At 72.5% G+C, this 23,687-nt stretch carries 20 protein-coding genes and 9 pseudogenes; 9 read left to right on the forward strand and 20 right to left on the reverse strand.

Translation table 11 applies throughout. The features are described 5' to 3' along the window. Window positions 1–122 precede the first annotated feature (122 nt). Window positions 123–1,160 carry a calcium-binding protein gene (locus tag ACQ86J_RS16125; RefSeq protein WP_431271897.1) on the forward strand — a complete coding sequence of 346 codons (1,038 nt, stop codon included), beginning with the start codon at window positions 123–125 and terminating at the stop codon, window positions 1,158–1,160. A gap of 148 nt (window positions 1,161–1,308) precedes the next feature. Here the strand turns inward: ACQ86J_RS16125 and ACQ86J_RS16130 are convergent, their stop codons facing one another. The 4 genes and pseudogenes from ACQ86J_RS16130 to ACQ86J_RS16145 form a co-directional block, all read right to left on the reverse strand. Beyond that, complete coding sequence (locus ACQ86J_RS16130; RefSeq protein ID WP_431271898.1) at window positions 1,309–2,073, reverse strand: hypothetical protein; 765 nt, start codon at window positions 2,071–2,073, stop codon at window positions 1,309–1,311. Window positions 2,074–2,145: 72 nt separating this feature from the next. Beyond that, window positions 2,146–2,595, reverse strand: coding sequence for a hypothetical protein (locus tag ACQ86J_RS16135; protein ID WP_431271899.1), 450 nt, complete (start codon window positions 2,593–2,595; stop codon window positions 2,146–2,148). Between the two features lie 226 nt (window positions 2,596–2,821). After that, a pseudogene (locus tag ACQ86J_RS16140) lies at window positions 2,822–3,064 on the reverse strand (MmgE/PrpD family protein); the annotation flags it as partial. 20 nt (window positions 3,065–3,084) lie between these two features. Then, window positions 3,085–3,471 carry an MmgE/PrpD family protein gene (locus ACQ86J_RS16145; protein ID WP_431271900.1) on the reverse strand — a complete coding sequence of 129 codons (387 nt, stop codon included), beginning with the start codon at window positions 3,469–3,471 and terminating at the stop codon, window positions 3,085–3,087. 126 nt (window positions 3,472–3,597) lie between these two features. Here ACQ86J_RS16145 and ACQ86J_RS16150 point away from each other — a divergent pair. Beyond that, window positions 3,598–3,903, forward strand: a pseudogene (locus tag ACQ86J_RS16150) (tripartite tricarboxylate transporter substrate-binding protein); the annotation flags it as partial. A gap of 61 nt (window positions 3,904–3,964) precedes the next feature. Then, on the forward strand, window positions 3,965–4,591 hold the full coding sequence (locus tag ACQ86J_RS16155; protein ID WP_431271901.1) for a tripartite tricarboxylate transporter substrate-binding protein: 627 nt from the start codon (window positions 3,965–3,967) through the stop codon (window positions 4,589–4,591). 20 nt (window positions 4,592–4,611) lie between these two features. Here the strand turns inward: ACQ86J_RS16155 and ACQ86J_RS16160 are convergent, their stop codons facing one another. The 7 genes and pseudogenes from ACQ86J_RS16160 to ACQ86J_RS16190 form a co-directional block, all read right to left on the reverse strand. Next, entirely contained in the window at window positions 4,612–5,862 is a 1,251-nt protein-coding gene (locus tag ACQ86J_RS16160) for a molybdopterin dinucleotide binding domain-containing protein (protein WP_431272427.1), read from the reverse strand. A 42-nt stretch (window positions 5,863–5,904) separates the two neighbouring features. After that, window positions 5,905–6,408 (reverse strand): annotated as a pseudogene (locus ACQ86J_RS16165) (molybdopterin-dependent oxidoreductase); the annotation flags it as partial. A gap of 271 nt (window positions 6,409–6,679) precedes the next feature. Then, window positions 6,680–7,273 (reverse strand): annotated as a pseudogene (locus ACQ86J_RS16170) (molybdopterin-dependent oxidoreductase); the annotation flags it as partial. A gap of 11 nt (window positions 7,274–7,284) precedes the next feature. Then, window positions 7,285–8,283 carry a formate/nitrite transporter family protein gene (locus tag ACQ86J_RS16175; RefSeq protein ID WP_431272428.1) on the reverse strand — a complete coding sequence of 333 codons (999 nt, stop codon included), beginning with the start codon at window positions 8,281–8,283 and terminating at the stop codon, window positions 7,285–7,287. Further along, window positions 8,237–10,909 (reverse strand): annotated as a pseudogene (nirB, locus tag ACQ86J_RS16180) (nitrite reductase large subunit NirB); the annotation flags it as partial. The pseudogene nirB and the gene ACQ86J_RS16175, both read right to left, overlap by 47 nt. Before the next feature lie 69 nt (window positions 10,910–10,978). Continuing rightward, complete coding sequence (locus tag ACQ86J_RS16185) at window positions 10,979–11,101, reverse strand: hypothetical protein (protein ID WP_431271902.1); 123 nt, start codon at window positions 11,099–11,101, stop codon at window positions 10,979–10,981. A gap of 152 nt (window positions 11,102–11,253) precedes the next feature. Beyond that, window positions 11,254–11,385: a hypothetical protein gene (locus ACQ86J_RS16190; RefSeq protein WP_431271903.1), complete on the reverse strand. Its 132-nt coding sequence runs from the start codon at window positions 11,383–11,385 to the stop codon at window positions 11,254–11,256. 175 nt (window positions 11,386–11,560) lie between these two features. Between ACQ86J_RS16190 and ACQ86J_RS16195 the strand changes: the two are divergent. Beyond that, a pseudogene (locus ACQ86J_RS16195) lies at window positions 11,561–11,695 on the forward strand (diguanylate cyclase domain-containing protein); the annotation flags it as partial. Window positions 11,696–11,750: 55 nt separating this feature from the next. After that, the gene (locus tag ACQ86J_RS16200; RefSeq protein WP_431271904.1) at window positions 11,751–13,310 is read left to right on the forward strand and encodes an EAL domain-containing protein; all 1,560 of its coding nucleotides are present in this window, start codon (window positions 11,751–11,753) and stop codon (window positions 13,308–13,310) included. 27 nt (window positions 13,311–13,337) lie between these two features. Here the strand turns inward: ACQ86J_RS16200 and ACQ86J_RS16205 are convergent, their stop codons facing one another. From ACQ86J_RS16205 to ACQ86J_RS16220, 4 genes and pseudogenes are all read right to left on the reverse strand, one after another. Further along, window positions 13,338–14,327: an esterase-like activity of phytase family protein gene (locus ACQ86J_RS16205; RefSeq protein ID WP_431271905.1), complete on the reverse strand. Its 990-nt coding sequence runs from the start codon at window positions 14,325–14,327 to the stop codon at window positions 13,338–13,340. 20 nt (window positions 14,328–14,347) lie between these two features. After that, window positions 14,348–16,216, reverse strand: coding sequence for a cobaltochelatase subunit CobT (gene cobT / locus ACQ86J_RS16210; protein ID WP_431271906.1), 1,869 nt, complete (start codon window positions 16,214–16,216; stop codon window positions 14,348–14,350). Window positions 16,217–16,324: 108 nt separating this feature from the next. Continuing rightward, window positions 16,325–17,336, reverse strand: a pseudogene (cobS, locus tag ACQ86J_RS16215) (cobaltochelatase subunit CobS). A gap of 150 nt (window positions 17,337–17,486) precedes the next feature. Next, window positions 17,487–18,052: pseudogene (locus ACQ86J_RS16220) on the reverse strand (J domain-containing protein); the annotation flags it as partial. A 104-nt stretch (window positions 18,053–18,156) separates the two neighbouring features. Here ACQ86J_RS16220 and ACQ86J_RS16225 point away from each other — a divergent pair. The 4 genes from ACQ86J_RS16225 (at window position 18,157) to ACQ86J_RS16240 (ending at window position 19,475) form a co-directional block, all read left to right on the forward strand. Continuing rightward, complete coding sequence (locus ACQ86J_RS16225) at window positions 18,157–18,402, forward strand: BolA family protein (protein ID WP_431271907.1); 246 nt, start codon at window positions 18,157–18,159, stop codon at window positions 18,400–18,402. Window positions 18,403–18,530: 128 nt separating this feature from the next. Beyond that, a complete protein-coding gene (locus ACQ86J_RS16230) occupies window positions 18,531–18,749 on the forward strand; it encodes a DUF3126 family protein (RefSeq protein WP_431271908.1) in 219 nt (72 codons plus the stop codon). A 31-nt stretch (window positions 18,750–18,780) separates the two neighbouring features. After that, window positions 18,781–19,167, forward strand: a complete 387-nt coding sequence (locus ACQ86J_RS16235; protein WP_431271909.1) for a hypothetical protein — start codon at window positions 18,781–18,783, stop codon at window positions 19,165–19,167. Between the two features lie 104 nt (window positions 19,168–19,271). Then, on the forward strand, window positions 19,272–19,475 hold the full coding sequence (locus tag ACQ86J_RS16240; RefSeq protein ID WP_431271910.1) for a hypothetical protein: 204 nt from the start codon (window positions 19,272–19,274) through the stop codon (window positions 19,473–19,475). Between the two features lie 45 nt (window positions 19,476–19,520). Here ACQ86J_RS16240 and ACQ86J_RS16245 read toward each other — a convergent pair whose 3' ends face one another. The 5 genes and pseudogenes from ACQ86J_RS16245 to ACQ86J_RS16265 all read right to left on the reverse strand — a co-directional run. Further along, window positions 19,521–19,796 carry a hypothetical protein gene (locus ACQ86J_RS16245; RefSeq protein WP_431271911.1) on the reverse strand — a complete coding sequence of 92 codons (276 nt, stop codon included), beginning with the start codon at window positions 19,794–19,796 and terminating at the stop codon, window positions 19,521–19,523. 5 nt (window positions 19,797–19,801) lie between these two features. After that, complete coding sequence (locus tag ACQ86J_RS16250) at window positions 19,802–20,011, reverse strand: hypothetical protein (protein ID WP_431271912.1); 210 nt, start codon at window positions 20,009–20,011, stop codon at window positions 19,802–19,804. 89 nt (window positions 20,012–20,100) lie between these two features. Continuing rightward, window positions 20,101–20,580 (reverse strand): thioredoxin-dependent thiol peroxidase, encoded by a 480-nt coding sequence (bcp, locus tag ACQ86J_RS16255; RefSeq protein WP_431271913.1) that lies wholly within the window; start codon window positions 20,578–20,580, stop codon window positions 20,101–20,103. Beyond that, a complete protein-coding gene (locus tag ACQ86J_RS16260; RefSeq protein ID WP_431271914.1) occupies window positions 20,577–21,308 on the reverse strand; it encodes a hypothetical protein in 732 nt (243 codons plus the stop codon). The genes bcp and ACQ86J_RS16260 overlap by 4 nt, the downstream gene beginning before the upstream one ends. Window positions 21,309–21,418: 110 nt before the next feature. Beyond that, a pseudogene (locus ACQ86J_RS16265) lies at window positions 21,419–23,569 on the reverse strand (bifunctional [glutamine synthetase] adenylyltransferase/[glutamine synthetase]-adenylyl-L-tyrosine phosphorylase); the annotation flags it as partial. Window positions 23,570–23,687 lie beyond the last annotated feature (118 nt).

Below are 23,687 nucleotides of genomic sequence, written 5' to 3' on the forward strand. Positions count from 1 at the left end.
GAAGCACCGAGCTGGGCAGTGGCACTCGGGACGCCTTCGTTCGCGACCTGGGCAGTGGTGGCGACGACGCCTTTCTGTAAGCAAAGCCAGATTCCGTCCGCAAAACATAAGGAAGTATTTCCGTGTCAATCTACAATCTTACCAATGGCAGCGACGATTTTAGTTCTGCAACTGTCACGCCGCGTTTTGCGGGTGACTCCTCGGTCTTCGGCAACAATGGTAACGACTCCATTACTATCGCGGGTTCTGAATCCTGGCATTCTATTCTCGTTGATGGCGGGAAGGGCAGCGATAAGATTTTATTCCCTGATTATGCGCCCTTTGAGAGCACCATCCGTGGTGGCGATGGCGACGACACGATCTATGCCGGGCACAGCGCCTTTACACGCGGCGAGAAGGACGTGCTGGACGGTGGGAACGGCAGCGATACGATCACCTTCTGGGGCACCGATAGCACCGTGAGCGGCGGGAATGGCAACGACTCCATCTTTGCCGGGATAGGCCCGAACACCGTGAGCGGAGGCGATGGTGACGACTCCATCGTCGATTACGGTGCGAGCTCTGTAAGCGGCGGGAACGGGAACGACACGATCACCCTCATATCTGATCACGCTGACGTATGGGGAAGCAACGTGGACGGCGGGAGCGGGGACGACGTCCTCACGAGTCGCAGTTTCCACGGCGGCTTGTCCCAGCCGTCCTACGCCGTTGACCGAGGCAACGTCCTGACCGGCGGCCAGGGGAAGGACAGCTTCACCGTCACCGACAGCAGCGATCTCGCCGTGACCAATGACCCCGCCGGCAGCAATCCCGGTGTCGTGGGCGCCGGCGACCAGATCGTCGGGATCATCGACGAGATCACCGATTACTCCGCAGGTGAACTGCTTGCGATTCCCGGGACGCACCCCGTTGAAACGGTGGCGCTCGGCGGCCCAGCCAGCCCATACGGCCCGCCTCCCGACCCGGATCATCAGCATTTGGTGCTGGGGGACGGGGACTACGCATTGATTCGCGGCACCCTCACGGCCCCCGGCAGCTTCACGGTCGATCCCGCCGCCGGCCACGACCTACTGGTCGTGTATGACGCGCCCTCCGGCAGCCTGCAGGGGGCCGTGGCTCTGCTCGGGGTCACCGACGCCAGTTCGGTGCTGATTGGCTGACGACTTCCGGCGCTGGCGATCGGGCCCGGGGTAGCGGCTGGCCTTACCCCGGACGGGGTGAAGTCCGGGGGACAGCATGGACTGGCGGAGAGCCCATCTGCGAAGTTATCGGGCGGGCAACCGGAGGATACCGCCTCCCTGGCCTTCTTCACCCCGCCGCCACGTGATCCCGCCAGCGCGGATACTGCATCACCACCACCTCCAGCCCCGCCTTGCCCGCCGTCACGGCGAAAGGCGCTTCCTCCGGCCCGACGAAGGCGCAGGACAGCGCCGGCAGCGTCGCCCCGTCCGCGGCGCGCAGCGCGCCCGCCGTCACCACCCAGAACTGCCCGTCGCCGTCCGCCGGGTCCGGGCCCTGCAGCGCCGCGCCGGGCGGCAGGCGGTGCCGCCGGGCGCCGAGCCCGTCCGGCGCCTGCGCCAGCAGCACTTCCGTCGTCGCCTGCTCCGGCGCCTCGCCGGGCGGCCCGGCATCCGCCACCGCCGCGCGGAAGCGCCGCCGCACGCCGCGCAATTCCTCCCGCGCCGCCGGCAGGTAGCGCGCGCCGCGGTCGTAGCCGTTGCGCAGCGTCAGGTATTGCAGCCCGTCCTCGCCCGCCGTGATCGGGCCATAGGCGCTGTAGGCGTTGCTGTAGTGCACCGCGATCGGCTGCACCGCATGCGCGCCGAGCGTGCCGTGGCCGGCGACGACCAGCTGGAACTGGTTGGCCTCGTGGAAATGGGAGTCGACGACCGACCCCGCGGGCTGCTCGACCAGGAAGGCCATGGGATAGACCGCCTCCGGCCCCGGCGGCGGTGCCTCGCTCGCCATGTAGCGGTTGCTGCCGATGAAGGTGGTCAGGTGGGCGGCGACGCCGTTCGAGACGATCGGGCGGCGGGTGGCCTGGGCGGCATCGCCGGGGGCGAGCACGGGCATGGTCTTCTCCTGTCCCTTGTTGCGCAGGTCGATGAGGACCTTCGGGCCTGCGCCCCTTCGCATCGGCTTGCGTCAGGCGGCGGCGGCGACGGGCGGCGCGAGCAGGCGGCCGAGCCCGGCCATGAAGGCGGCGGGCGCCGGCACCGCCGCGCCGGTGGCGGCATGTCGGGCCAGGCAATCGGCGATCTTGAGGTCCATCTCCGCCCGCGTCGCCGGCCGGGCCGGGGAGCCGGGGATCGCCCCGGCACGACCCTCCACCACATGATTGCCGTAGCGGACCTCGAGCCGCGCCTCGCCATGCTCGAGCCCCTGGCTGCCGTCAGCGGGCAGTGGCTCCTCGAGGACGGTCACGCGCGCCATCCAGGCGCCGGCGCGGGCGACCGCCGCATCCTCGAAATCCGCGAGGCCGAGGCGCCCCTGCCAGAGCGCGACGGCGACGGTGTACTCGGCGGAGGAATTTCGCCTCGAGCCCCGTCTTCGGCAGCGCGGTCCGCAGCGGCTGCATCCCGCCGGCGGGCACATGCAGCGTCAGCGCCGCATCGGCGGGCGGCGGGCCACCCCATTGCCGCCGCGCGTCGAGCGCCGCGGCGACCAGCCGGTGCGTCGCGTAGCAGCAGGGATAGAGCTTGCGGGCGATGCTGCCCGGCCGCGCCTCCAGCGCCACCGCCGCGCCGCGCGCGGTCGCCCCGGCATCGCCGCCATAGAGGTCGAGGAAGCCGCCCGGCCCGAAGATGTCCGCATCCGCGGTGACGCCGGCCGCCGCCAGCACCGCCGCCCGGACCGCGGCGGAAGCGGCGAAGCCGGCCTGGGCGGGCTTCGCCATGGCGCCGAGATCCCGCTGCAGCCCACCCGACTGCGCCGCCGCCAGGGCCAGCGCATGCCGCGTCGCCGCGCGGTCGAGGCGCATGAGATGCGCCAGCGCCGCCGCCCCGGCCAGCGGCCCGATGGTCGAGGTCGCGTGCCAGCCGCGGCGGTAATGCGCGAAGCCCATGGCACGGCCGAGCGCCGCATTCACCGCCACTCCTGCCGCGAAGGCCGGCGCCAGCCGCGCCGGGTCCAGCCCCGCTCCGCCTGCACCGCCAGCAGCGCCGGCACGATGACGACGGAAGGATGCGTCGTGCTGTCGAGATGGACGTCGTCGTAGTCGAGCGCATGGCCGGCCGTGGCGGTGACCAGCGCCGCCTGCTCGGCGCCGGGCGCCATGCTGCCGTCCAGCAGCGGCACGGCGCCGCCTCGGCAGGTGCCGGCCACCGCCCGCGTCACCGGCTCGGCCCAGCCGGCATGGGCGCAGGCGAGCGTGTCGGCGAAGGCAAGCAGGATGTCCTCCCGGTCCGCGGCCGACAGCGCGGGCGGCTGCGCGACCAGGTCGCAGATGCGCTCCGTCAGGCCTGCGGCCATGGCTTGGACCCTTTCTCTTCCCGCCGCGGACTATGTCGGCAGGGGCGGGCGGGGACAAGTCGGGCGACCGGCTTGGCGGGGCGGCGGGCCGATCCTAGGCTGCCCGGCGACCGGGGGAGGAACCGCATGCTGCCGCGATGGAATGGACAGGCACGCCGGTGCCTGGCGCTGCTGGCCGCGCTCCTGCTGGCGGCGCCCGTGGCGCGCGCCCAGGCCCCCGGCTATCCCAGCCGCCCGGTCTCGGTCACCGTCTGCTTCCCGCCCGGCGCCAGCACGGATGCCATCGCCCGCCGGCTGGGAGAGAAGCTCGGCGCGGCGCTCGGCAGGCCCGTGGTGGTGGAGAACCGCGGCGGCGCCGGCGGCAACATCGCCGCCTCCGCCATCGCCAAGTCGGCGCCCGACGGCCACAGCCTGCTGTTCTGCGCGACCTCCGGCCTGGTCATCGCCGCCGCGGCGCAGCGGCCGCTGGACTTCGACCCGGCGCGGGACCTGGGTGCCGGTCGCGCCGGTCGGGGCACTGACCGTGCTGCTGCTGACCCGGCCCTCGCTGGGGGTGGATTCGGTGCAGGGGCTGCTGGCCAGGGCGCGCGCCAATCCGGGCACGCTGAACTTCGCCAGCATCGGCGTCGGCTCCTCCTTCCACCTGGCGCTCGAGCAGATCAACGCCGCCGCCGGCGTGAGCATGACGCACATCCCCTTCCGCGGCGGCGGCCAGGCGGTGCCGGAGCTGCTGGCCGGGCGGCTGGACGCCATGTTCGCCTCCTGGTCGCTGGCGCAGGTGCATGTGCTGGGCGGCACCTTGCTGCCGCTGGCGGTGGCGGCGCCGACCCGCTTCGCCACCCTGCCGGATGTCCCGACCCTGGCGGAGGCCGGGCTGGGCGGCGTCTGGCTGGAGGAAGGCCTGGGCGTCTTCGCCCCTGCCGGCACGCCGCAGCCCATCGTCGCCCGGCTGAACGAGGAGATCGGCCGGATCATCGCCGAGCCGGCGATGCGCGACTGGCTGGTCGGCCAGGGCGTGCCGGCGGCGCCGGAGACGCCGGAGGCGTTCCACGCCCGGCTGCAATCCGGCGTCGCGGTGCTGCGCGACGTCATCCGCAGGCTCGACCTGACGCTGGAGTGACGCGGCGGCGCCTCCTGGCGTCAGGCCGCCGCAGCTTCATGAGCGTCGCGCAGGAGCTCCCGCAGCTCCGGCACGCAGGAGCCGCAATTGGTGCCGGCGCCGAGCGCGGCGCCGATCTCGGCGACGCTGGCCAGCCGGCGGTCGAGGATCGCCGCGCGGATGGTGGCGACGCCGACGCCGAAGCAGGCGCAGACATTGCGTTCCGCCGGCTTTGCCGCCAGCGCACGCCCCGCCAGCAGGCCGGGCCGCGCGGCCTCCGCCACCAGCCCGTCCAGCAGCGCGGCCAGGGCGGCGCCGGAGGGCAGGCCGGCGCGGCCGCCCTCCCGCTGCAGGAAGAGGCAGGATTCGACTTGGCCGCCGACCAGCGTGGCGAAGCGCCAGGACCCGCGCGCCGGGTCGGCGATGTGGATCCGCTCGGCGCCCGCGGGGGCGGCGAGCAGACGGTCGACCAGCGGGGCGATCTCGGCCGGAAGCGGCTCGGCGCCGATGAGCTCCAGCAGGTGGCCGGCGGCGACCGGGGCGCGCGACCAGTGCATGCCGGGCTCCTCCGGCCGGGTCGCGGTCCGGTGCAGCAGGAGGCCGCGCCAGCGCACCGGCAGCGCCTCGGCCCGCAACGGCGTCGCCTTCAGCTCGGGCTGGCCGGAGAGCGGATCGACCGCCGCGCCGACCAGCCGGTCGATGGGACCGGAGGAGGTGAAGGCATCGGTCCAGTGCATCGGCACGAAGACCTCGCCGTCGCGCTGGCCGGGATCGATGGCGATGCGCAGCACGGTCGCCCCATGCGGCGAGGTCAGGCGCAGCAGCCCGCCCGGCTCGGCGCCGAGCCGGGCGGCGTCGGAGGGCGAGAGCGTCGCGGCCGGCGCCGGGGCGTGCTCCGACAGGCGCGGCACCTGGCCGGTGCGGGTCATGGTGTGCCACTGGTCGCGGAGCCGCCCGGTGTTCAGCAGCAGCGGGAAGGCGGCGTCGGGCGCGGCGGCGAGGCCGCGGAAGGGCGTCGGCACGCAGCGCGCGCGGCCATCCGGCGTGGGGAAGCCGCCGGCGGCGAAAAGCCGACCGCCTTCCTGCGTGGCGCCCGCCGGCAGCGGCCAGCGGAAGGGCTGCATCGCGTCGTAGCCGGCCTCGTCGAGCGTCGCCATGGCGCCGATGTCGAAGCTCCGGGTCCCGTCATTCTCGAAGGCCGAGAGCGCGGCGTGCTCGCGGAACACCGCGGCGGGCGTCTCCCAGGCGAAGTGCCCGGCCCAGCCCATGCGGCGGCCGACCTGCGCCAGCATCCACCAATCGGCGCGCGCCTCGCCCGGTGCCGCACGGAAGGGGCGCTGGCGGGAGATGCGGCGTTCGAGATTGGTCACGGTGCCGGACTTCTCGCCCCAGCCGGCGGCGGGCAGCAGGACATGGGCGTAACGCGTGGTGTCGGTCTCCCAGCAGTCGGAGACGACGACGAAGGGGCAGGCCGCCAGCGCCTCCCGCACCCGCTCGGCGCGCGGCAGGCTGTCGGCGGGGTTGGTCGCCATGATCCAGAGCGCCTTGACGCGGCCGTCGCGCACCGCCTCGAACAGCTCGACCGCCTTGAGGCCGGGCCGGGTGGCGAGGTTCGGCGCATCCCAGAAGCGGCGGACGCGATCCGGCGCGCCCGGCATGTCGAAGCGCATATGGGCGGCGAGCTGGTTGGCGAGGCCGCCGACCTCCCGGCCGCCCATCGCATTGGGCTGGCCGGTGATGCTGAACGGGCCCATGCCGGGGCGGCCGATGCGTCCCGTGGCCAAGTGGCAGTTGAGGATGGCGTTGACCTTGTCGGTCCCCGCGGCGGACTGGTTCACGCCCTGGCTGTGAGACGGTGACCGTGCGCTCGGTCGCGGCGAACAGCGCGTAGAAGCGGGCGATGTCCGCCGGCGCGAGGCCGGTCAGCGCGGCCACGCGGTCCAGGGTCGGCGCGGCCTCGCGCGCCGCGGCCAGCGTCGCCTCGAAGCCGGCGGCATGCGCCGCGACCCAGGCCTGGTCGACGCGGCCGATGCCGGCGAGATGCGCCAGCAGCCCGGCGAAGAGCGCGACGTCGGAGCCGGGCGCCAGCCGAAGGTGCAGGTCGGCGCCGGCGGTGGTGGCGGTGCCGCGCGGGTCGATGACGACCAGCTTCGTGCCGCGCTCGCCGCGCGCCGCCTGCAGCCGCCCGTGCAGCACCGGGTGGCACCAGGCGAGGTTGCTGCCGACCAGGACGACGAGATCGGCTTCCTCCAGGTCCTCATATACCCCCGGCACCACGTCGGCACCGAAGGCGCGCACATGGCCGGCGACCGAGGAGGCCATGCAGAGCCGCGAGTTGGTGTCGATGTTGCCGCTGCCGATGAAGCCCTTCATCAGCTTGTTGGCGACGTAGTAGTCCTCGGTCAGGCATTGGCCGGAGACGTAGAAGGCGACCGAATCCGGGCCATGTTCGGCGATGGTCGCGCGGAAGCGGTCGGCGACGAGGTCGAGCGCGCCGTCCCAGGAGACGCGCGCGCCACCCACCATCGGATGCAGCAGCCGCCCGGCATCGTCCAGCGTCTCGCCCAGCGCCGCGCCCTTGGCGCAGAGCCGGCCCTTGTTGGCGGGATGCGCCGGGTCGCCGGCCAGGCTGCCGTCCGGCTGCGCCAGCACCCCGCAGCCGACGCCGCAATAGGGGCAGGTGGTGCGGACGGCGGTGCCCATCGCGCCGGCCCCTACTCGGCCGCCATCGGGGCGTGCAGGCCCCGCGCCGCCACGGCCGGCCGGCGCTGCGGCGCGGTGCGCGCATGGGTGGCGTAGAGCGTCAGCCCGACGAAGCTGAGCCCGCCGACCAGGTTGCCGAGGACCGTCGGCAGCTCGTTCCACAGCATGTAGTCCATGATCGTGAAATGCCCGCCCAGCATCAGGCCGGAGGGAAAGAGGAACATGTTCACGATGGAATGCTCGAAGCCCATGTAGAAGAACACCATGATGGGCATCCACATGGCGATGACCTTGCCCGGGACGGAGGTGGACATCATCGCCGCGACCACGCCGGTCGAGACCATCCAGTTGCAGAGCACGCCGCGGATGAAGAGCGTCAGCATGCCCGCCGCGCCATGCGCGGCGTAGCCGAGCGTGCGGCCCTCCCCGATCGTGCCGATCTTCTGGCCCACCGCATTCGGCGCCTCGGTGAAGCCGAAGGTGAAGATGATGGCCATCATCACCGCCACCATCAGCGCGCCGGCGAAGTTGCCGAAGAAGACCAGCGTCCAGTTGCGCAGCACGCCGCCCATGGTGACGCCCGGCCGGCGGTCGAGCAGCGCCAGCGGCGCCAGGGTGAAGACGCCGGTCAGCAGGTCGAAGCCCATGAGGTAGAGCAGGCAGAAGCCGACGGGGAAGAGGATGGCGCCGACCAGCGGCTGCCCGGTCTGCACCGTGACGGTCACGGCGAAGGCGGCGGCCAGCGCCAGGATGGCGCCGGCCATGAAGGCGCGGATCAGCGTGTCGCGCGTCGCCATGAAGACCTTCGCCTCGCCGGCGTCGATCATCTTCCGCGTGAAGTCCTGGGGGGTGACGTAGGACATGGGAAAACTCCTCAGCGCGGCAGGGCGAGGAGGACGTGCGCCCCTCGAGCTTGACCGCGAAGCGCTTGATGCAGCCGATATCCGGCGCGGCGGCCTCGCCGGATTGCAGGTCGATGACCCAGTTGTGCAGCGGGCAGGTGACGGCATGGCCGTGCACGATGCCCTGGCTCAGCTTGCCGCCCTTGTGCGGGCAGCTGTCCTCCACGGCGAAGACGCTGTCGTCCAGCGCGCGGAAGACGGCGACGTCGCCGGCCGCGGTCGCGACGACGCGCGCGCCCTGGCGCGGGATGTCGCCGAGCTGGCCGATGACGGTCCAGCGGGAAGCCTGGGTCATGCCGTCCATCGCCGTCACTCCGCTGGAACCAGGGTCTTGAAGGGCGCGGCGGGGGCACCGCCGGCGGCGCGCTCGGCCCAGGGATCGACCTGGGCGAGATTGCTGGGCGTAAAGGAATTTCGCGTGCAGGGCGCGGCGGCCTTCGGCGTCCCCGACGATCCGCCGCTTCACGTAGTCGATGCCGACGCGCTCCACCCAGGGGGCGGTGCGCTCGAGGTAGCGGGCCTCCTCGCGGTAGAGCTGCAGGAAGGCGCCGCAATATTCCAGCACCTCGGCCTCGGTCTCCACCTTGCAGAGCTTGTCGGTGGCGCGGACATGGATGCCGCCATTGCCGCCGACCGACAGTTCCCAGCCGCTGTCGACCGCGACGACGCCGAAATCCTTGATCGTCGCCTCGGCGCAGTTGCGCGGGCAGCCGGAGACCGCGAGCTTGACCTTGTGCGGGTGCCAGGAGCCCCAGGTCATCTTCTCCAGCTGCACGCCCATGCCCGTGCTGTCCTGCGTGCCGAAGCGGCACCAGGTGGAGCCGACGCAGGTCTTCACCGTGCGCAGCCCCTTGGCATAGGCATGACCCGAGACCATGCCGGCGGCGTTGAGGTCGGCCCAGACCGCCGGCAGGTCCTCCCGCTTCACGCCGAACAGGTCGATGCGCTGGCCGCCGGTGACCTTGACTTCGCGCACATTGTACTTGTCGGCGACGTCGGCGATGGCGCGGAGCTCCTTCGCGCTGGTCAGCCCGCCCCACATGCGCGGGACGACGGAATAGGTGCCGTCCTTCTGGATGTTGGCGTGCATGCGCTCGTTCACGAAGCGGGACTGCGCGTCGTCCACGTATTCGCCCGGCCAGGCGCAGAGCAGGTAGTAGTTCAGCGCCGGGCGGCAGGAGGCGCAGCCCTCGGCGTTCTTCCAGCCGAGGCGGTGCATGACCTCCGGGATGGTCTTGATCTCCTCCACCAGGATCGCCTTGCGGACGAAGTCGTGGCCGTGCGCGGTGCACTTGCACATCGGCTTCTCGCCAGCCGGCTTCTGCACCTCGCCGCCGAGCGCGATCGCCAGCAGGCTCTCCACCTGCGGGGTGCAGGAGCCGCAGGAGGCGCTGGCCTTGGTATGGGCGCGGACGGCGTCGAGCGTCGTCAGCTTGAGCTTGGCGATGGTGGCGCTGATCTTCCCCTTGCAGACGCCGTTGCAGCCGCAAATCTCGGCGCTGTCGGCCAGCGCGGCGACCGCGGCGTTCGGGTCCGGCGCCGCCGCACCCAGCGCCGCGGTCGCCACCGCGCGGCCGAGGATCAGCGTGTCGCGCATGGCGGAGATGTCGGCGCCCTCGCGCAGCATCTGGAAGTACCAGCCGCCATCGGCCACGTCGCCGTACATCACGGCGCCGACCACCTTGTTCTCCCGCAGCACCAGCTTGCGGTACACGCCGCGGGCGGCGTCGGCGAAGGTGATCTCCTCGTCGGCCTCGTCGGCGGCGTTGAGGGCGCCGGCGGAGAAGACGTCGATGCCGGTGATCTTCAGGCGGGTGGACAGCGCCGGGGTGACATAGGCCGCGTCCTCGTCGCCGGCGAGCTGCGCGGCGCAGACCTTGGCCTGTTCCCAGATCGGCGCGACCAGGCCGAAGACCGCGCCGCGATGCTCGATGCACTCGCCGACGGCGAAGACGTTCGGATCCTCGCTGGTCCGCATGCCGTCGTCGACGACGATGCCGCGATTCACCTCGAGGCCCATGGCGCGGCCGAGGTCGATGTTGGGCCGGATGCCGATGGCGACCACCACCAGGTCGGCCTCGATCTCCCGCCCGTCGGCCAGCTTCACGCCGGTGGCGCGGTCGGTGCCGGTGATCTCCTCGGTCTGGCCGTTGGTGAAGAAGGCGATGCCGCGCTTGTCGAGGTCGCGCTGCAGCAGCGTCCCCGCCGCCACATCCAGCTGCCGCTCCATCAGCGTCGGCATCAGGTGGACCAGCGCCACCGACATTCCCCGCCGCTTCAGGCCCCAGGCGGCTTCCAGGCCGAGCAGCCCGCCGCCGATGACGCAGGCGCGCCTGTGGGTGCCGGCCGCGGCCAGCATGGTCTCGACATCGGCGATGTCCCGGAAGGCGCAGGTGCCGGGCAGGCCGAGGCCCGGGATCGGCGGCGCCAGCGGCTTCGAACCCGTGGCCAGCAGCAGCCTGTCGTAGCCGAGGGTGATGCCGGAGGCGGAGGTGACCGTCCGCGCCAGCCGGTCGACGCGCACCACCGGGTCGCCGGCGACCAGGCGGATGTCGTTCTCGGCGTACCACTCGCGGGTATTGATGACGATCTGCTCGAGCGTCTTCTCCCCGGCCAGCACCGAGGAGAGCGCGATGCGGTCGTAGTTCGGATGCGGCTCGGCGCCGAAGACGGTGATCTCGTAGCGCTGCGGCGCGCGCTTCAGCAGCTCCTCGACCGTCCGCATGCCGGCCATGCCGTTGCCGATGACGACGAGTCGCTGACGCTGGGGGACATCATGTTCATCGCGGATGATCCTTCGGCGTCAGCGGCGGGCGGCGCATGGCTGCGGCAGGACGGGATGCGGCCAGGCCGCGCGGGAGAGGTCGGCAGGACGGGATGCGGCCGGGGCGGGCAGCAGCCCCGCCTTCAGGAAGACCTGGTTCACGCTGGAGGATCTCCGCGGAGCGTCTCTCCGCGCGCGGGCCGCCTTTGGCCCGCAGGTCCTGCACTGGGACGACGCCGGGCCGTCCCGCTGCTTGGCGCCACCCGCCATTGGGGGAACCAGGGCCGGCAGGAGCTGCCGGCCAGCCATTGGTATCAGTTCGCCCAGGCTTTGATCAATGCCGTTTTTTGGGGCTTATCAATCAAGTCCAATTCTTTTGCACTAAAAATAGGCTTTATCTGTCCTTTCCAGGGCAATTCGCCCGACGCCCGGACTTGCCATTCCATGATTGCCGCGATGAGCGAAAATTGGCATCTTAGATTAACTTCTCAAGGGAAGACTCCATGAACGCCGAGCGCCGCCGCCTCGACGGTTCCGGCCGCCATGCGATCCGAACCCGATCCCGCCCTGGATACCGATCCGCTGACCGGCGTGGTGCTCCGCCGACGGCTGCGCGCGGTGATGGCGGAAGCGCTCGCCGCGCCGCCGGTTGCCGGCGGGCCACCGGCGCTGCTGGTCCTCGACCTCGATCGCTTCAAGGCGGTGAACGACAGCGCCGGGCACGATACCGGGGACGGCGTGCTGCAGCGCGTGGTCCGCCGCATCCGCGGCGCGGCCGGGCCGCAGGCGGTCGTGGCCCGCACCAGCGGGGATGAATCTCGCGGTCTTCCTGCCGCAGGGCGGCGCCGTCGCGGCGCTGGCGGAACAGCTGCTCGACCTGGTCGCCCGGCCCTATGCGGTGAACGGCCATGCCATCACCATCAGCGCCAGCATCGGCATCGCCATCTGGCCGCTGGACGGGGAGGATGCGGACGCCCTGCTGCGCGCCGCCACCATCGCGCTGCACCAGGCGGAGGCCGAGGGGCGCAACCGGCAGCGGGCCTTCGAGCCCTCCATGCAGGACCGCGCCCGGCTGCGCCTGGCGCTGGAGGCGGACCTGCGGGCCGCCTTGGCGCTGCAGCAGATGGAGCTGCGCGAGGCGCTGAGCCTCGACCAGTTCGTGCTGCACTACCAGCCGCAGGTCGAGCTCGCCACCGGCCGGCTGACCGGCTTCGAGGCCCTGCTGCGCTGGCAGCACCCGACCCGCGGCATGGTCGGGCCGGACGATTTCATCCCGCTCGCCGAGACCATCGGGGTGATCGGCGCGCTCGGCGCCTGGGTGCTGCGGACCGCCTGCCAGGCTGCCATGCGCTGGCCGGTGCCGGCGCATGGCACGCCGCTGCGGGTCGCGGTCAACCTGTCGCCGCTGCAGCTGCGGGAAGGCCGCGCCCTGGTCGCCGGGGTGGGGGAGGCCCTGGCGCAATCCGGCCTGCCGCCGGCGCGCCTCGAGATCGAGGTGACCGAGAGCGCGATGGTCGAGGACGCCGCGGCGCTGCTGGCGGAGATCCACGCGCTCGGCGTCTCGCTGGCGATCGACGATTTCGGCACGGGCTATTCCTCGCTCAGCCGCATCGCGCAGTACCCCTTCGACCGGCTGAAGATCGACCGGTCCTTCGTCCGCGGCATCGGCACGGGGCGTGCCGCCGCCGACGATGCCGCCTGGATGATCCGCGCCATCGCCGCGCTCGGCACCGGGCTCGGCATCTCGACAGTGGCGGAGGGGGTGGAGACGCCGGAGCAGGCGGCCCTGGTGCGGGGCGCGGGCGCGACGGAGATGCAGGGCTACCTGGTGAGCCGCCCGGTGCCGGATGGCGGCGCTGCCAGCCCTGATCGCCCGGCTGGACCGTACCGCGACACCGGAGGAGGTCCTGGCATGACCGGCCCGCTCTACAGCCTGGCCTATTTCAGCCGCAACTTGATCGCCGGCACGCCGGCCGAGGTGGATGCCGAGATCGCCGCCATCCTCGAGGTGGCGCGGGAGAAGAACCGCGCCACCGGCCTCACCGGCGCGCTGCTGTTCAGCGGCGGCTGCTTCGCCCAGGTGCTGGAAGGCCCGCGCGGGACGGTCGAGGACATCTTCGAGACCATCCAGTCCGACCCCCGACACCGCGACATCATCATCCTGCACCTGCACCCGATCGAGGCGCGCAGCTTCCCGAGCTGGTCCATGGCCTATGCCGGCGAGGCGGAGGGGATGCGGGAACGCGCCGAGGCCGCGGCGGTGCTGGCCTCGCCCCAGGCGATCGCGGCCGGGGCGCCGGGGCAGAGCTTCCTGCAGGTGCTGAGCGACTACATCCGGCGCGACGAGCAGGCGCTGGTCGGGGCGGGCTAGCAGCGCGCCCGCCGCGGCCGGGCCGGCTCAGTCGTCGGCCAGCACGAAGAGCAGCAGCAGGGTCCGCTGCAGCAGGTTCTGGTTGTCGTCCGAGACCATCGCCACCAGCGTCCGCCCGCCGACCCGCACGGCGCTGACACCCTCGAAGTTGTCGACCGGCAGCGGCGTGGCGATGCGGAGGATCTCCTCGCCCTCCAGCACCGTCGCCGGCCCGGCCGCGCGCAGCGCCGCGGCCGACAGCCGCACCAGCCGCCCGCCGAAGCCGCCGAAGAGCGAGAAGCTGCGCTCCAGCACCAGCGCGCCGCCATCCGGCAGCGGCGCGGCATCGGCCGGGCTCAGATCCTCCCCCGGGCGATAGGCGAGTGCCTGCCAGTCGCCGGGCGGGCCGCCGAGCCAGGCGCGCACCACGCCCGGCTGGTCCTGCACGCTCATCGCCTCGGTGATCGCCAGCAGCCTGCCATCGGCCAGCGCGGCAAGCGATTCCAGCCCGCCATTGCCGCCTGCCCGTTCCAGCCCCGGCGGCGCCTGGACATAGCGGCCCGGCCCGTCGATCCGCTGGTAGGCGCGGATGCGGTGCCAGCGCTCGAAGCCGACCAGCCAGGTGCCGTCGGGCAGCCGGGCCAGCGCCTCGGCATCGCCGCTATGGCCGCGCGGCAGCGGCTTGCCGGCGCCGTCGCTCAGCGGGCCGGTGCGCAGCCCGGACAGGCCGACAGGGCGGCCGTCGCGCATCTCGATCCGCGCGGTCATCCAATGCGCGAGGTCGCTGATGGCGGTGACCTGCAGGTCGGCATCGAGATGCAGGGCGGAGAGCCCGCCGAAGCCCAGCGCCTCGTCGTCGATCTGCAGCCCGCCGAGCAGTTCCAGCTTGCTTCCGAGCGGCAGGGGGCCGAGCGCGAGCGGCTTGGCCGGCACGCCCTGGGCGAAGCCGCCCTGGACGCAGGCCGCGGTGGCCAGCGCGCCGAGCCCGGCCGCCAGCAGGGACCGGCGGCGCCAGGCGCCGCCGGGGAAATGGGGCATGGTGGTTTCCCGGGGCCGGCTCAGGCGACGAGGGCGGCGCGTTCCGTGGCGGCCCGCTGCCAAGCTTCGGCAGCGTCCTCGTCGAACAACTCGGCCAGCTTCTTCATCATGGTCCCGCCAAGCTCCTCGGCGTCCACGATGGTGACGGCGCGCCGGTAGTAGCGGGTAACATCATGGCCGATGCCAATGGCAATCAATTCGACGTCGCCACGGCCCTCGATATCGGCGATCACCTTGCGCAGGTGGCGTTCCAGGTAGTTGCCCGGGTTGACCGAGAGCGTGCTGTCATCGACCGGCGCGCCGTCCGAGATCACCATCAGGATGCGGCGGTGCTCCGGGCGGTTGCGGATGCGCTTGTAGGCCCATTCCAGCGCCTCGCCGTCGATGTTCTCCTTCAGCAGGCCTTCCCGCAGCATCAGGCCGAGATTCTTGCGGGCCCGCCGCCAGGGCGCGTCGGCCGCCTTGTAGATCACGTGGCGCAGGTCGTTGAGGCGCCCCGGATTGCGCGGCTTGCCCTCCTGCACCCATTTCTCGCGGCTCTGGCCGCCCTTCCAGGCGCGGGTGGTGAAGCCGAGGATCTCGGTCTTCACCGCGCAGCGCTCGAGCGTGCGGGCGAGGATGTCGGAGCACATGGCGGCGACGGTGATCGGCCGGCCGCGCATGGAACCCGAGTTGTCGATCAGCAGGGAGACCACGGTGTCGCGGAAGTCGGCTTCCCGCTCCCGCTTGTAGGTCAGCGCCAGCAGCGGGTTGGCGATGATGCGGGCGAGGCGGGCAGCATCCAGCGTCCCCTCCTCGAGGTCGAATTCCCAGGCGCGCTGCTGCTGCGCCAGCAATCTACGCTGCAAACGGTTGGCCAGCTTGGACACCACGCCCTGCAGATGGCTGAGCTGCTGGTCAAGCTGCTGGCGCAGCCGGCCCAGCTCCTCGGGGTCGCAGAGCTCGTCGGCCTCGATGATCTCGTCATGCGCCGTGGTGAAGGGGTGGTAGCGGCTGGCGTCGTCGGTCTGCACGACCTCCTTCCGCTGCTGCGGCCCGCCCGGCTTGTCGTCGCCCTCGGCCGCGGCGCCCTCGTCCTCCGCCTCCTCGACCTCCTCGTCGGAGGCCTCGCCCTGCATGGTCTCGGGCTGGGCGCCCAGCATGCTCTCCTGGTCCTGCGCCTGGGCCTCGCCCTCGCCGGACTGGTCCTGCTGGCTGGACTGCTCGCCGCTCTCCTCGCCGTCCTCCTGCTCCTCGGATTCCGCCTCGACCTCGGCCTCGGCCAGGTCGAGCGCGGTGAGCAGCTTGCGGGCGGCGCGGGCGAAGGCGTCCTGGTCGTCGGTGGTGCCGGCCATCTCGGCCAGCGCGACGTCGGCCTGCTCGCCGATGGTGTCGCGCCAGAGGTCGAGCACGCGGCGCGCCGCCTCGGGCGCCGGCTCGCCGGAGATGCGTTCGCGCGCGAGGAGGGACAGCGCGGCGGGCAGCGGCAGCTGGTCCTTCCGCGTCATCCGGTCGTAGCCCTCGGTCTCGCACTGGTCGGCGAGGCGGGCGCGGAGGTTGGCGGCGACGCCGGACATGTGCTTGCTGCCCACCGCCTCGACCCGGACGTCCTCGAGCGCGTCGAAGACCTCCTTGGCTTCCCGGCGCTGCGGCAGGCGGGCGCTGTGGACGGCTTCCGAATGGTGGCGGATGCGCAGCGCCGCGGCGTCGGCCGCGCCGCGCAGCTTGGCCATCTCGGCCGGCGGCAGGGCGCGGGTCGGCAGCGGCAGGCGCACGCGCTTGCCGGCGACGCCGCCAGGGCCGGGCTGGAAGGCCACCTGCACCTCGGCATTCGCGTGCGCGATGGCGCGCAGCGTGCCGGCGGTGGCGCGCTTGAACTCTTCCTGGCGGGTCAGGTCTTGCTTGGACATGGTCTCGTCAGCCCTGGTGGCGCATGCCGGGAAGGGATGGTCGGAAGGGGCGGGTCTGGCTCCCCCTTCCCCGTCATGGACGGGCCGCGGCGCGCGCGGCCCGCAGGCTCACCCCGCCTTCTTCAGCGAGGTGCCCATCGGCAGGTCCTCGTTGAAGCAGCGCTGGTAGTACTCGGCCACCGTGCTGCGCTCCGCCTCGTCGCACTTGTTGAGGAAGGTGAGGCGGAAGGCGAAGCCGACATCGCCGAAAATCTTGGCGTTCTCGGCCCAGGTGATGACCGTGCGCGGCGACATGACGGTGCTGATGTCGCCGGCGATGAAGCCGGCGCGGGTCAGGTCGGCCAGCGCCACCATCGCCTCAATCCGCTTCTTCAGCTTCGGGTCGCTGCCGTCCGAGCCCATCTTGGCCAGGACGATCGAGGTCTCCTGCGCATGCGGCAGGTAGTTCAGCGTGGCGACCACCGACCAGCGGTCCATCTGGCCCTGGTTGATCTGCTGGGTGCCGTGATAGAGGCCCGTGGTGTCGCCGAGGCCCACCGTGTTCGCCGTGGCGAACAGCCGGAACATCGGGTGCGGCCGGATGACCTTGTTCTGGTCGAGCAGGGTCAGCTTGCCCTCGACCTCCAGCACCCGCTGGATGACGAACATGACGTCCGGGCGGCCGGCATCGTATTCGTCGAAGACCAGCGCGCAGGGATGCTGCAGCGCCCAGGGCAGGATGCCTTCCCGGAATTCGGTGACCTGCTTGCCGTCCTTCAGGACGATCGCGTCCTTGCCGATCAGGTCGATGCGGCTGATGTGGCTGTCGAGGTTGACGCGGATGCAGGGCCAGTTCAGCCGCGCCGCCACCTGCTCGATATGGGTGGATTTCCCGGTGCCGTGGTAGCCCTGGATCATCACCCGGCGATTGTTGGTGAAGCCGGCCAGGATCGCCAGCGTCGTCTCGCGGTCGAGATTTGTAGGTGGGGTCCACCTCCGGCACGTGTTCCGTGCGCATGGAGAAGGCCGGCACCTGCAGGTCGATGTCGAGGCCGAAGGCCTCGCGCGCGCTGACGGTGGTGTCGGGGGTATCGATCGCCGAAGTTGGACGGATTTCGGCGAGGTTGGCGACCTTGTTCATCGGCATCCGCTCAGGGTTCTTGGGGGGAGACTAGGCCAGGGTTGGGCGGCAGGCTACCCGGGCTGGGGCGGAATTCCCCAACCTGCGGCGTCGGCGGCGGTCAGGGGCGGCTTCGGCAGGCTCCGCCGGCGCCGCGGCCCCGCCGGCGCCAAGCTTCCGGCGCAGCAGGCTGTAGGCCCGGTTCACATCCTTCAGCCGGTCCTCCGCGGCGCGGTCGGCGCCGTTCAGGTCCGGATGCAATGTCGCTTGGCCAATTCCTTGTAGCGGGCACGCAGCGCCGGCATCTCGACCGGCCAGGCAAGCCCCAGAACGTCGAGCGCGGCGCGCAGTTCGGGCGGCGCCTCGCGCTTCTCCTCCCGCGGCCGGGTGCGCTGGGCATGCAGCGGGGTGTCGCGCAGGATCCCGAGCGGGTCGGCCAGGTATTCCGGGGTGAACCGGCTGGACCCGCCGAGCCGGCCGAGCGGCCAGGTCGGCCGCTGCCAGCCGCTGTCGCTGCGCAGGTTGGCCTCGATCTCGGCCGGGCCCATGCCTTTGTAGTAGTCCCAGGCCGCATTGTACTCCCGCACATGCGGCAGGCAGAACCAGACATAGTCGTTCAGGGCGGAGCGGGAGCGGGGGGCGCGGGATTCGCCTTCGGCGGGGCAGCCCGGCGCGTCGCAGGGACGTCGCGGCCGGTCCGGATCGAGGCTCGGGAGTGCGGCCGCGGCGGGGGGCATTCCGGCTTTATGGGCGTGGGGGGGCCCGGCGCAAGGCGAGCGCGCCGCCCGAAACGCCGCGCGCGGCCCTTGCCGAGGCCAGGGAAACCGTTGAAAAACCGCCCATGCAGACACGCGCAGACCGCATCCGGCAGATCCTGGAAGCCAGCTTCGCGCCGGCCCGGGTCGAGGTCCGGGACGACAGCCAGCTCCATGCCGGGCATGCCGGCGCCGCCCCGGGCGGTGAGACGCACTACAGCGTGCTCGCCGTCAGCCCGACCTTCGCCGGCATGAACCGCGTTGCCCGGTCACGCGCCGTGCATGCGGCACTGGACGCCGAATCGGCCGCGGGCTGCACGCGCTGGCCCTGAAGCTGCAGACGCCCGAGGAGGCCGGCCAGGGTTGACGCCGCCGCCTGCGGCCAGAATCGTCGCCCCGGCCTAGCCCTGGTCCCGCCCCGCCGCTATGGGACCGCACTTTCCGAGCAGGACACCAAGACATGACCCCAGCCGAACTCGCCGCCGTGCAGGCCCATCTGCGCCGGCTGCTGGGCAACGAGACGATCAAGCTCTCGACCCCGAACCGCAAGAACGCCTCCGTCGAGCTATTCGTCGGCAGCGAATTCGTCGGCACCGTCCACCGCGATGCCGAGGATGGCGAGGTCTCCTACAGCGTGCAGATCGTCGTGCTGTCCGAGGACCTGTCCCAGATCAACTGAACCCGGATGGGTCGCGCCGCGTCATGGGTGCATGAGCGAACCCGATCCATCCCCTGGCCCACGGCCCGAACAGCTGCGCCTTGATGCCGTGCGCTGCCCGCATTGCGACGAGGTGACCATGCCGAACCAGATGGCGGATGGCTCCGTCGTCTGTTCCTGCACCGCGGAACGCGCCCTGCCGCTCGAGCTGGTGCGGGGTACCCCCTGGGACGGCGCCCCGGGCGGCGAGCCCGGCACCATGCCGCCGCCGGTCGACGAGCCGATGGGACCGCGCGGCGCTCCCAGCCATCCCATGCCGCCGGGCGAGGCCCAGGCGCAGGATCCCCGCCGCGGCGCGCTGCCGGAGGACAAGGGTCAGTTCGGCCGCGACATCGAGACGGAGGACTACAAGCCGCTGCGGCCGCCGCCCGGCGGCTAGATTCGGATGGCGCGATGGCGTGAATGCCCGGACGCACACCGCCATAGCGGCAACCCGGCCGCGCCAGCCCTGTTCTGCACGTCTCCAACAGGACAGGTGACCGCATGCCGCAACGCCCCGACGACGCGCACGAGAAGGCCCGCGACCTCGGCGAGAAGGCGCTCGAGGACCTGGCGCAGGGCCGGGAGAAGGATGCCGACCGGCATATCGAGCAGGCCAAGCGGCTGGACGAGGGCGCCCTGCGCGAGCTGATGCAGGACCTCGACGAGGATGCCGGCGCCAACCCGGAGGCCGTGAAGGACCGCTGAGGCGGATCGCCGGGGGACGGGCGGCCGGGCCGCCCGTCGGCCCGGTCAGCGGTACCAGCGCTGCCGCTGGGCCCAGACCTCGCGCTCGCGCTGCTCTTCCCAGCTTTCGCGCTCCCAGCGCTCGTGCCGGCGCCGGGCCTCGCGCTCGCGCCGGCGCCATTCCGCCGCGCGCCAGCGTTCATAGTCGCGGCGGCGGCGCTCGTTCTCCCACCAGCCGGGAGGCGGCGGCGGCTGCGCTGCCGCGATGCCGGCCAGCGGGGCCGCGAGGCTCGCCGCGCCCAGCAGGCCCAGCAGCAGGCCGCGGCGGCTGGACGGTGCCATGCGGCTCAGCGGCGCGGCGCCGTCAGCGCGCCGCCCGCGGCGCCGATGCCGCCGCCCACCAGGGCCCCGGTGCCGACATTGCCGCCGGTCAGCGCGCCGACGCCGGCGCCCGCCCCGGCGCCCAGCAGCCCGCCCGAGACGGCGCGGCCGCCGGTCGTCTGGCCGCAGGCGGCCAGGGACAGCAGCAGCAGGGCGGTGATCGCAGTCCGTGCCATGTATTCCTCCGCGTTTCGTAGAACGGTGGAACGCACGGGGATGCGGGAAGGTCGCCGGGACGCAGGCCCAACGACCGCGTCAGTAACGGCTACTTCAACGCCGCCGCGGCCTTCAGCACCTCGGCGGCATGCGCCTCCGGCTTCACCTTGCGCCAGACGCGGGCGACCTTGCCCGTGGCGTCGACCAGGAAGCTGCTGCGCTCCATGCCCATGTAGGTCTTGCCGTACATGGACTTCTCCACCCAGGTGCCATAGGCCGCGGCCACCGCATGGTCCTCGTCCGAGGCGAGCGGGAATTCCAGGCCGTATTTCTTGACGAATTTCTCGATGAGCGGGAGCTTGTCCGGGCTGACGCCGATCACCGTCAGCCCGAGCTTGCCGAGCTGCGGCAGGGCTTCCTGGATGCCGCAGGCCTGCTTGGTGCAGCCGGGCGTGTCGGCCTTCGGGTAGAAGTACAGCAGGAAGGGCTTGCCCTTCAGCGCCTCCAGGCTGACCGTCCGGCCGCCGCTGGCCGGCATCGAGAAGGCCGGCGCCGGCGCGCCCTCGATCGGTCCCGTCGTCTCGCTCATTGTCCAGCCCCCATTCCCAGCGCGCCGATCCGCCGCTCGAAGATCGCGCGGACCGTTCCGGCCATGTCAGCCATCTGTGCGCGCAGGCCGGGCAGGTCAACCGCCGGCACCGGCAGCAACGGCGCCGCGGCGCGCAGCAGCGCCGCCGCGGCCGGGGCCGGCAGCGCCGGGTCGCGCGACTTGCCATGGGTCAGCCGGACCAGCCCGACCACGGTCCGCCAAAGCCGGTCGGCGCGGATCAGCGCCTCCGCCTCCTCCGCCGGCAGCACCCCGGCATCGCGCAGCCGGGCCAGCGCGACGCGCGTGCTGGTCGCCAGCACCTTCGGGTTCTCGGCGGCATGGCGCAGCTGCAGCGCCTGGGCGATGAACTCCACCTCGATCAGCCCGCCCGGCATCGCCTTCAGGTCCCAGGGACCGTCCGGCGGCAGGTCGCGCAGCATCCGCTGCCGCATCGCCACCGCATCCGTCAGCGCCGCCGCCGCCGCGCCGGGCCGGGTGAGCGCGGCGCGCAGCAGCCCGGCGATCCGCCGCCGCATCGCCGGCGGCCCGGCGATCGGCCGCGCCCGGGTCAGCGCCATGCGCTCCCAGCCCCAGGCCTCGGTCATGTGGTAGGCCTCGAAGGTCGAGAGCCGCACCGCCACCGGCCCCTTGTTGCCGGAGGGGCGGAGCCGCATGTCGACCTCCCAGAGCCGCCCCTCGGCGCCCGGCGCGGTGATGGCGCTGACCACCTGCGGCGCCAGGCGGATGAAGTACTCGGACGGCGCCAGCGACCGCCGCCCCCCTCGCTGCCGGTCGCCTCCGCGTCGTGGTCGTAGAGCAGCACCAAGTCGAGGTCGGAGCCCGGCAGCATCTCCCGGCTGCCAAGCTTGCCCATGGCCAGCACCGCCAGCGCGCCGCCCGGGACGCGCCCGTAGCGCTCGGCGAAGTCGGCGGTGATGCGCGGCAGCAGCGCGGCGATGGCGGCATCGGCCAGGTCGGCGCGCAGCTCGCCGGCGGTGTCGGCATCGATCGCGCCTTCCAGCGCCGCCGCGTCGATCTCGAATTTCCGTGCCGTCGCCAGCCGCCGGGCGGCGTCCATCGCCTCCTCCAGGTGGCGGGCATCCTTGACCAGGGCCGGCAGCCCGGCGGCCGGGTCGGCCGAGCTCGGCGAGACCCCGCCGCCGGCCAGCAGCCCGTCCAGCGCCGCCGGGTTGCGCGCCAGGTGCTCGGCCAGCTGCGGCGCGGCGCCCAGCAGGAAGGCGATGCGGTCGAGCAGGGCCGGGTTGCGGTGCAGCAGGGACAGCAGCTGGACGCCGGCCGGCAGCCGGGTCAGCACCGCGTCGAACCGCACCAGCGCCTGGTCCGGGTTGGACTGCCGGCCAAAGGCGGCGAGCAAGGTCGGCATCAAAGCGGTCAGCAGCTCCCGCGCCCGCTCGGACCGCGTCGCCCGCGGCCGGCCGTGGTGCCAGGCGCGCACCATGGCGCCGACCGAGGCCGGGTCGGCGAAGCCGAGCCGCTTCAGCGTCGCCATCGTGCCCGGGTCGTCCTCGACGCCGGTGAAGACCAGGTTGCCAGTGCCGGCGCCGTCCGGCGCCTCGACGCTCAGCGCCGGCGCGGCCTCGAAGAAGCTCTCGTAGTGGCGTTCCACCCGCGCGAGGTGCGCCATGAAGGCGGCGGCGAATTCGTCCGGCCCGGGGAAGCCCATGAAGGAGGCGATGCGGGCCAGCCCGGCCGGATCCTCCGGCAGCCGGTGGGTCTGCCGGTCATTGACCATCTGCAGCCGGTGCTCGAGGTCGCGGAGGAAGACATAGGCATCGGCGAGGTCGGCCGCCGCCCGGCGGTCGAGCCGCCCGGCCCCGGCCAGCGCCGCAAGCGCGCCGAGCGTGGTCGGGTCGCGCAGGCCCGGGTCACGTCCACCCCAGATCAGTTGCAGGACCTGGGCGGTGAACTCGATCTCGCGTATCCCACCCCGGCCGAGCTTCACGTCGTGCCCGGCGAGCGCGATGGTCGCGCCGGCGCCCTTTGCGCCCTTGTGGACATGGATCTGCCGCTTGATGGAATGGATATCCGCCACGGCGGCGAAATCGAGGTGACGGCGCCAGACGAAGGGGCGGATTTCGCGCAGGAAATGCTCGCCGAGCGCCCGGTCCCCGGCCACCGGCCGGGCCTTGATCATGGCCGCCCGTTCCCAGTTCTGCCCCATGCTCTCGTAGTAGACGATCGCCGCGTTGATCGAGACCGCGAGCGGCGTCGCCGCCGGGTCCGGGCGCAGCCGCAGGTCGGTGCGGAAGACGTAGCCCTCGGCCGTGCGTTCGTCGAGCAGGCGCACGAGGTCGCGCGCCAGGCGGACGTAGCAGGCACCGGCCCGGTCCGTGTGGTAGGCAGCGGCTGCCGGATCATAGAGGAGCATCAGATCGACATCCGAGGAGTAGTTCAGCTCCCGCCCGCCGAGCTTGCCCATGCCGAGCACGGTGAGGCCGCTGCCCTTGGCCGTGGTCTTCGGGTCCGGCCGCGCGCCATTGGCCGGCCGGGCGATGCGCAGCTCGCCGCGCTCGGCCGCCGCCAGCAGCAGGTGGGCGCAGGCGAAGTCGATGGTGCCGTCGGCCAGGTCGGACAGCGCGCCGGTGACGGCATCGAGCGGCCAGAGCCCGGCCAGGTCGGCCGCGGCGACGATGAGCGCCGCCTGCCGCTTCACCCGCCGCAGCATCGCCCCGACCGCCTCGCGCGGCGCCGCCGGGTCGGCATGGCGCAAGGGCGTCAGGGCGAGGTCGAAGGCCTCGTCCGGGCCGCGCTCGGCCAGCCGCAGCAGCGCCGCCGGCTCGCGCTGGGCGAGCTCCGCCAGGTAGGGGCTGTGGCCGCCGAGCGCGGCGAGCAGCGCCGGGCCGCCCGGCAGGGCCGCGACGGCGCGGGCGGCGGCGTCGCCCTCGGTGAAATGCTGCAGCAGGCGGTCCGCCGCCTCCCGGTCGAAGGGACGCGGCAGGCGCTCCGGCGAGAATTCGGTCTGGGGCATGACGGCGGAGGGAAGGCGTGACCGCCGCCCCAGGTCAAGCGGTTCCGGTGCCGCGCGGCCTGCGGCACTGGGGCTGGCGCTGGGCGCATCGCTGCGCCGCCGTCATGGTCTTCCTCGC

Source organism: Dankookia sp. P2, from assembly GCF_050632255.1.
Lineage (GTDB): Bacteria > Pseudomonadota > Alphaproteobacteria > Acetobacterales > Acetobacteraceae > Paracraurococcus.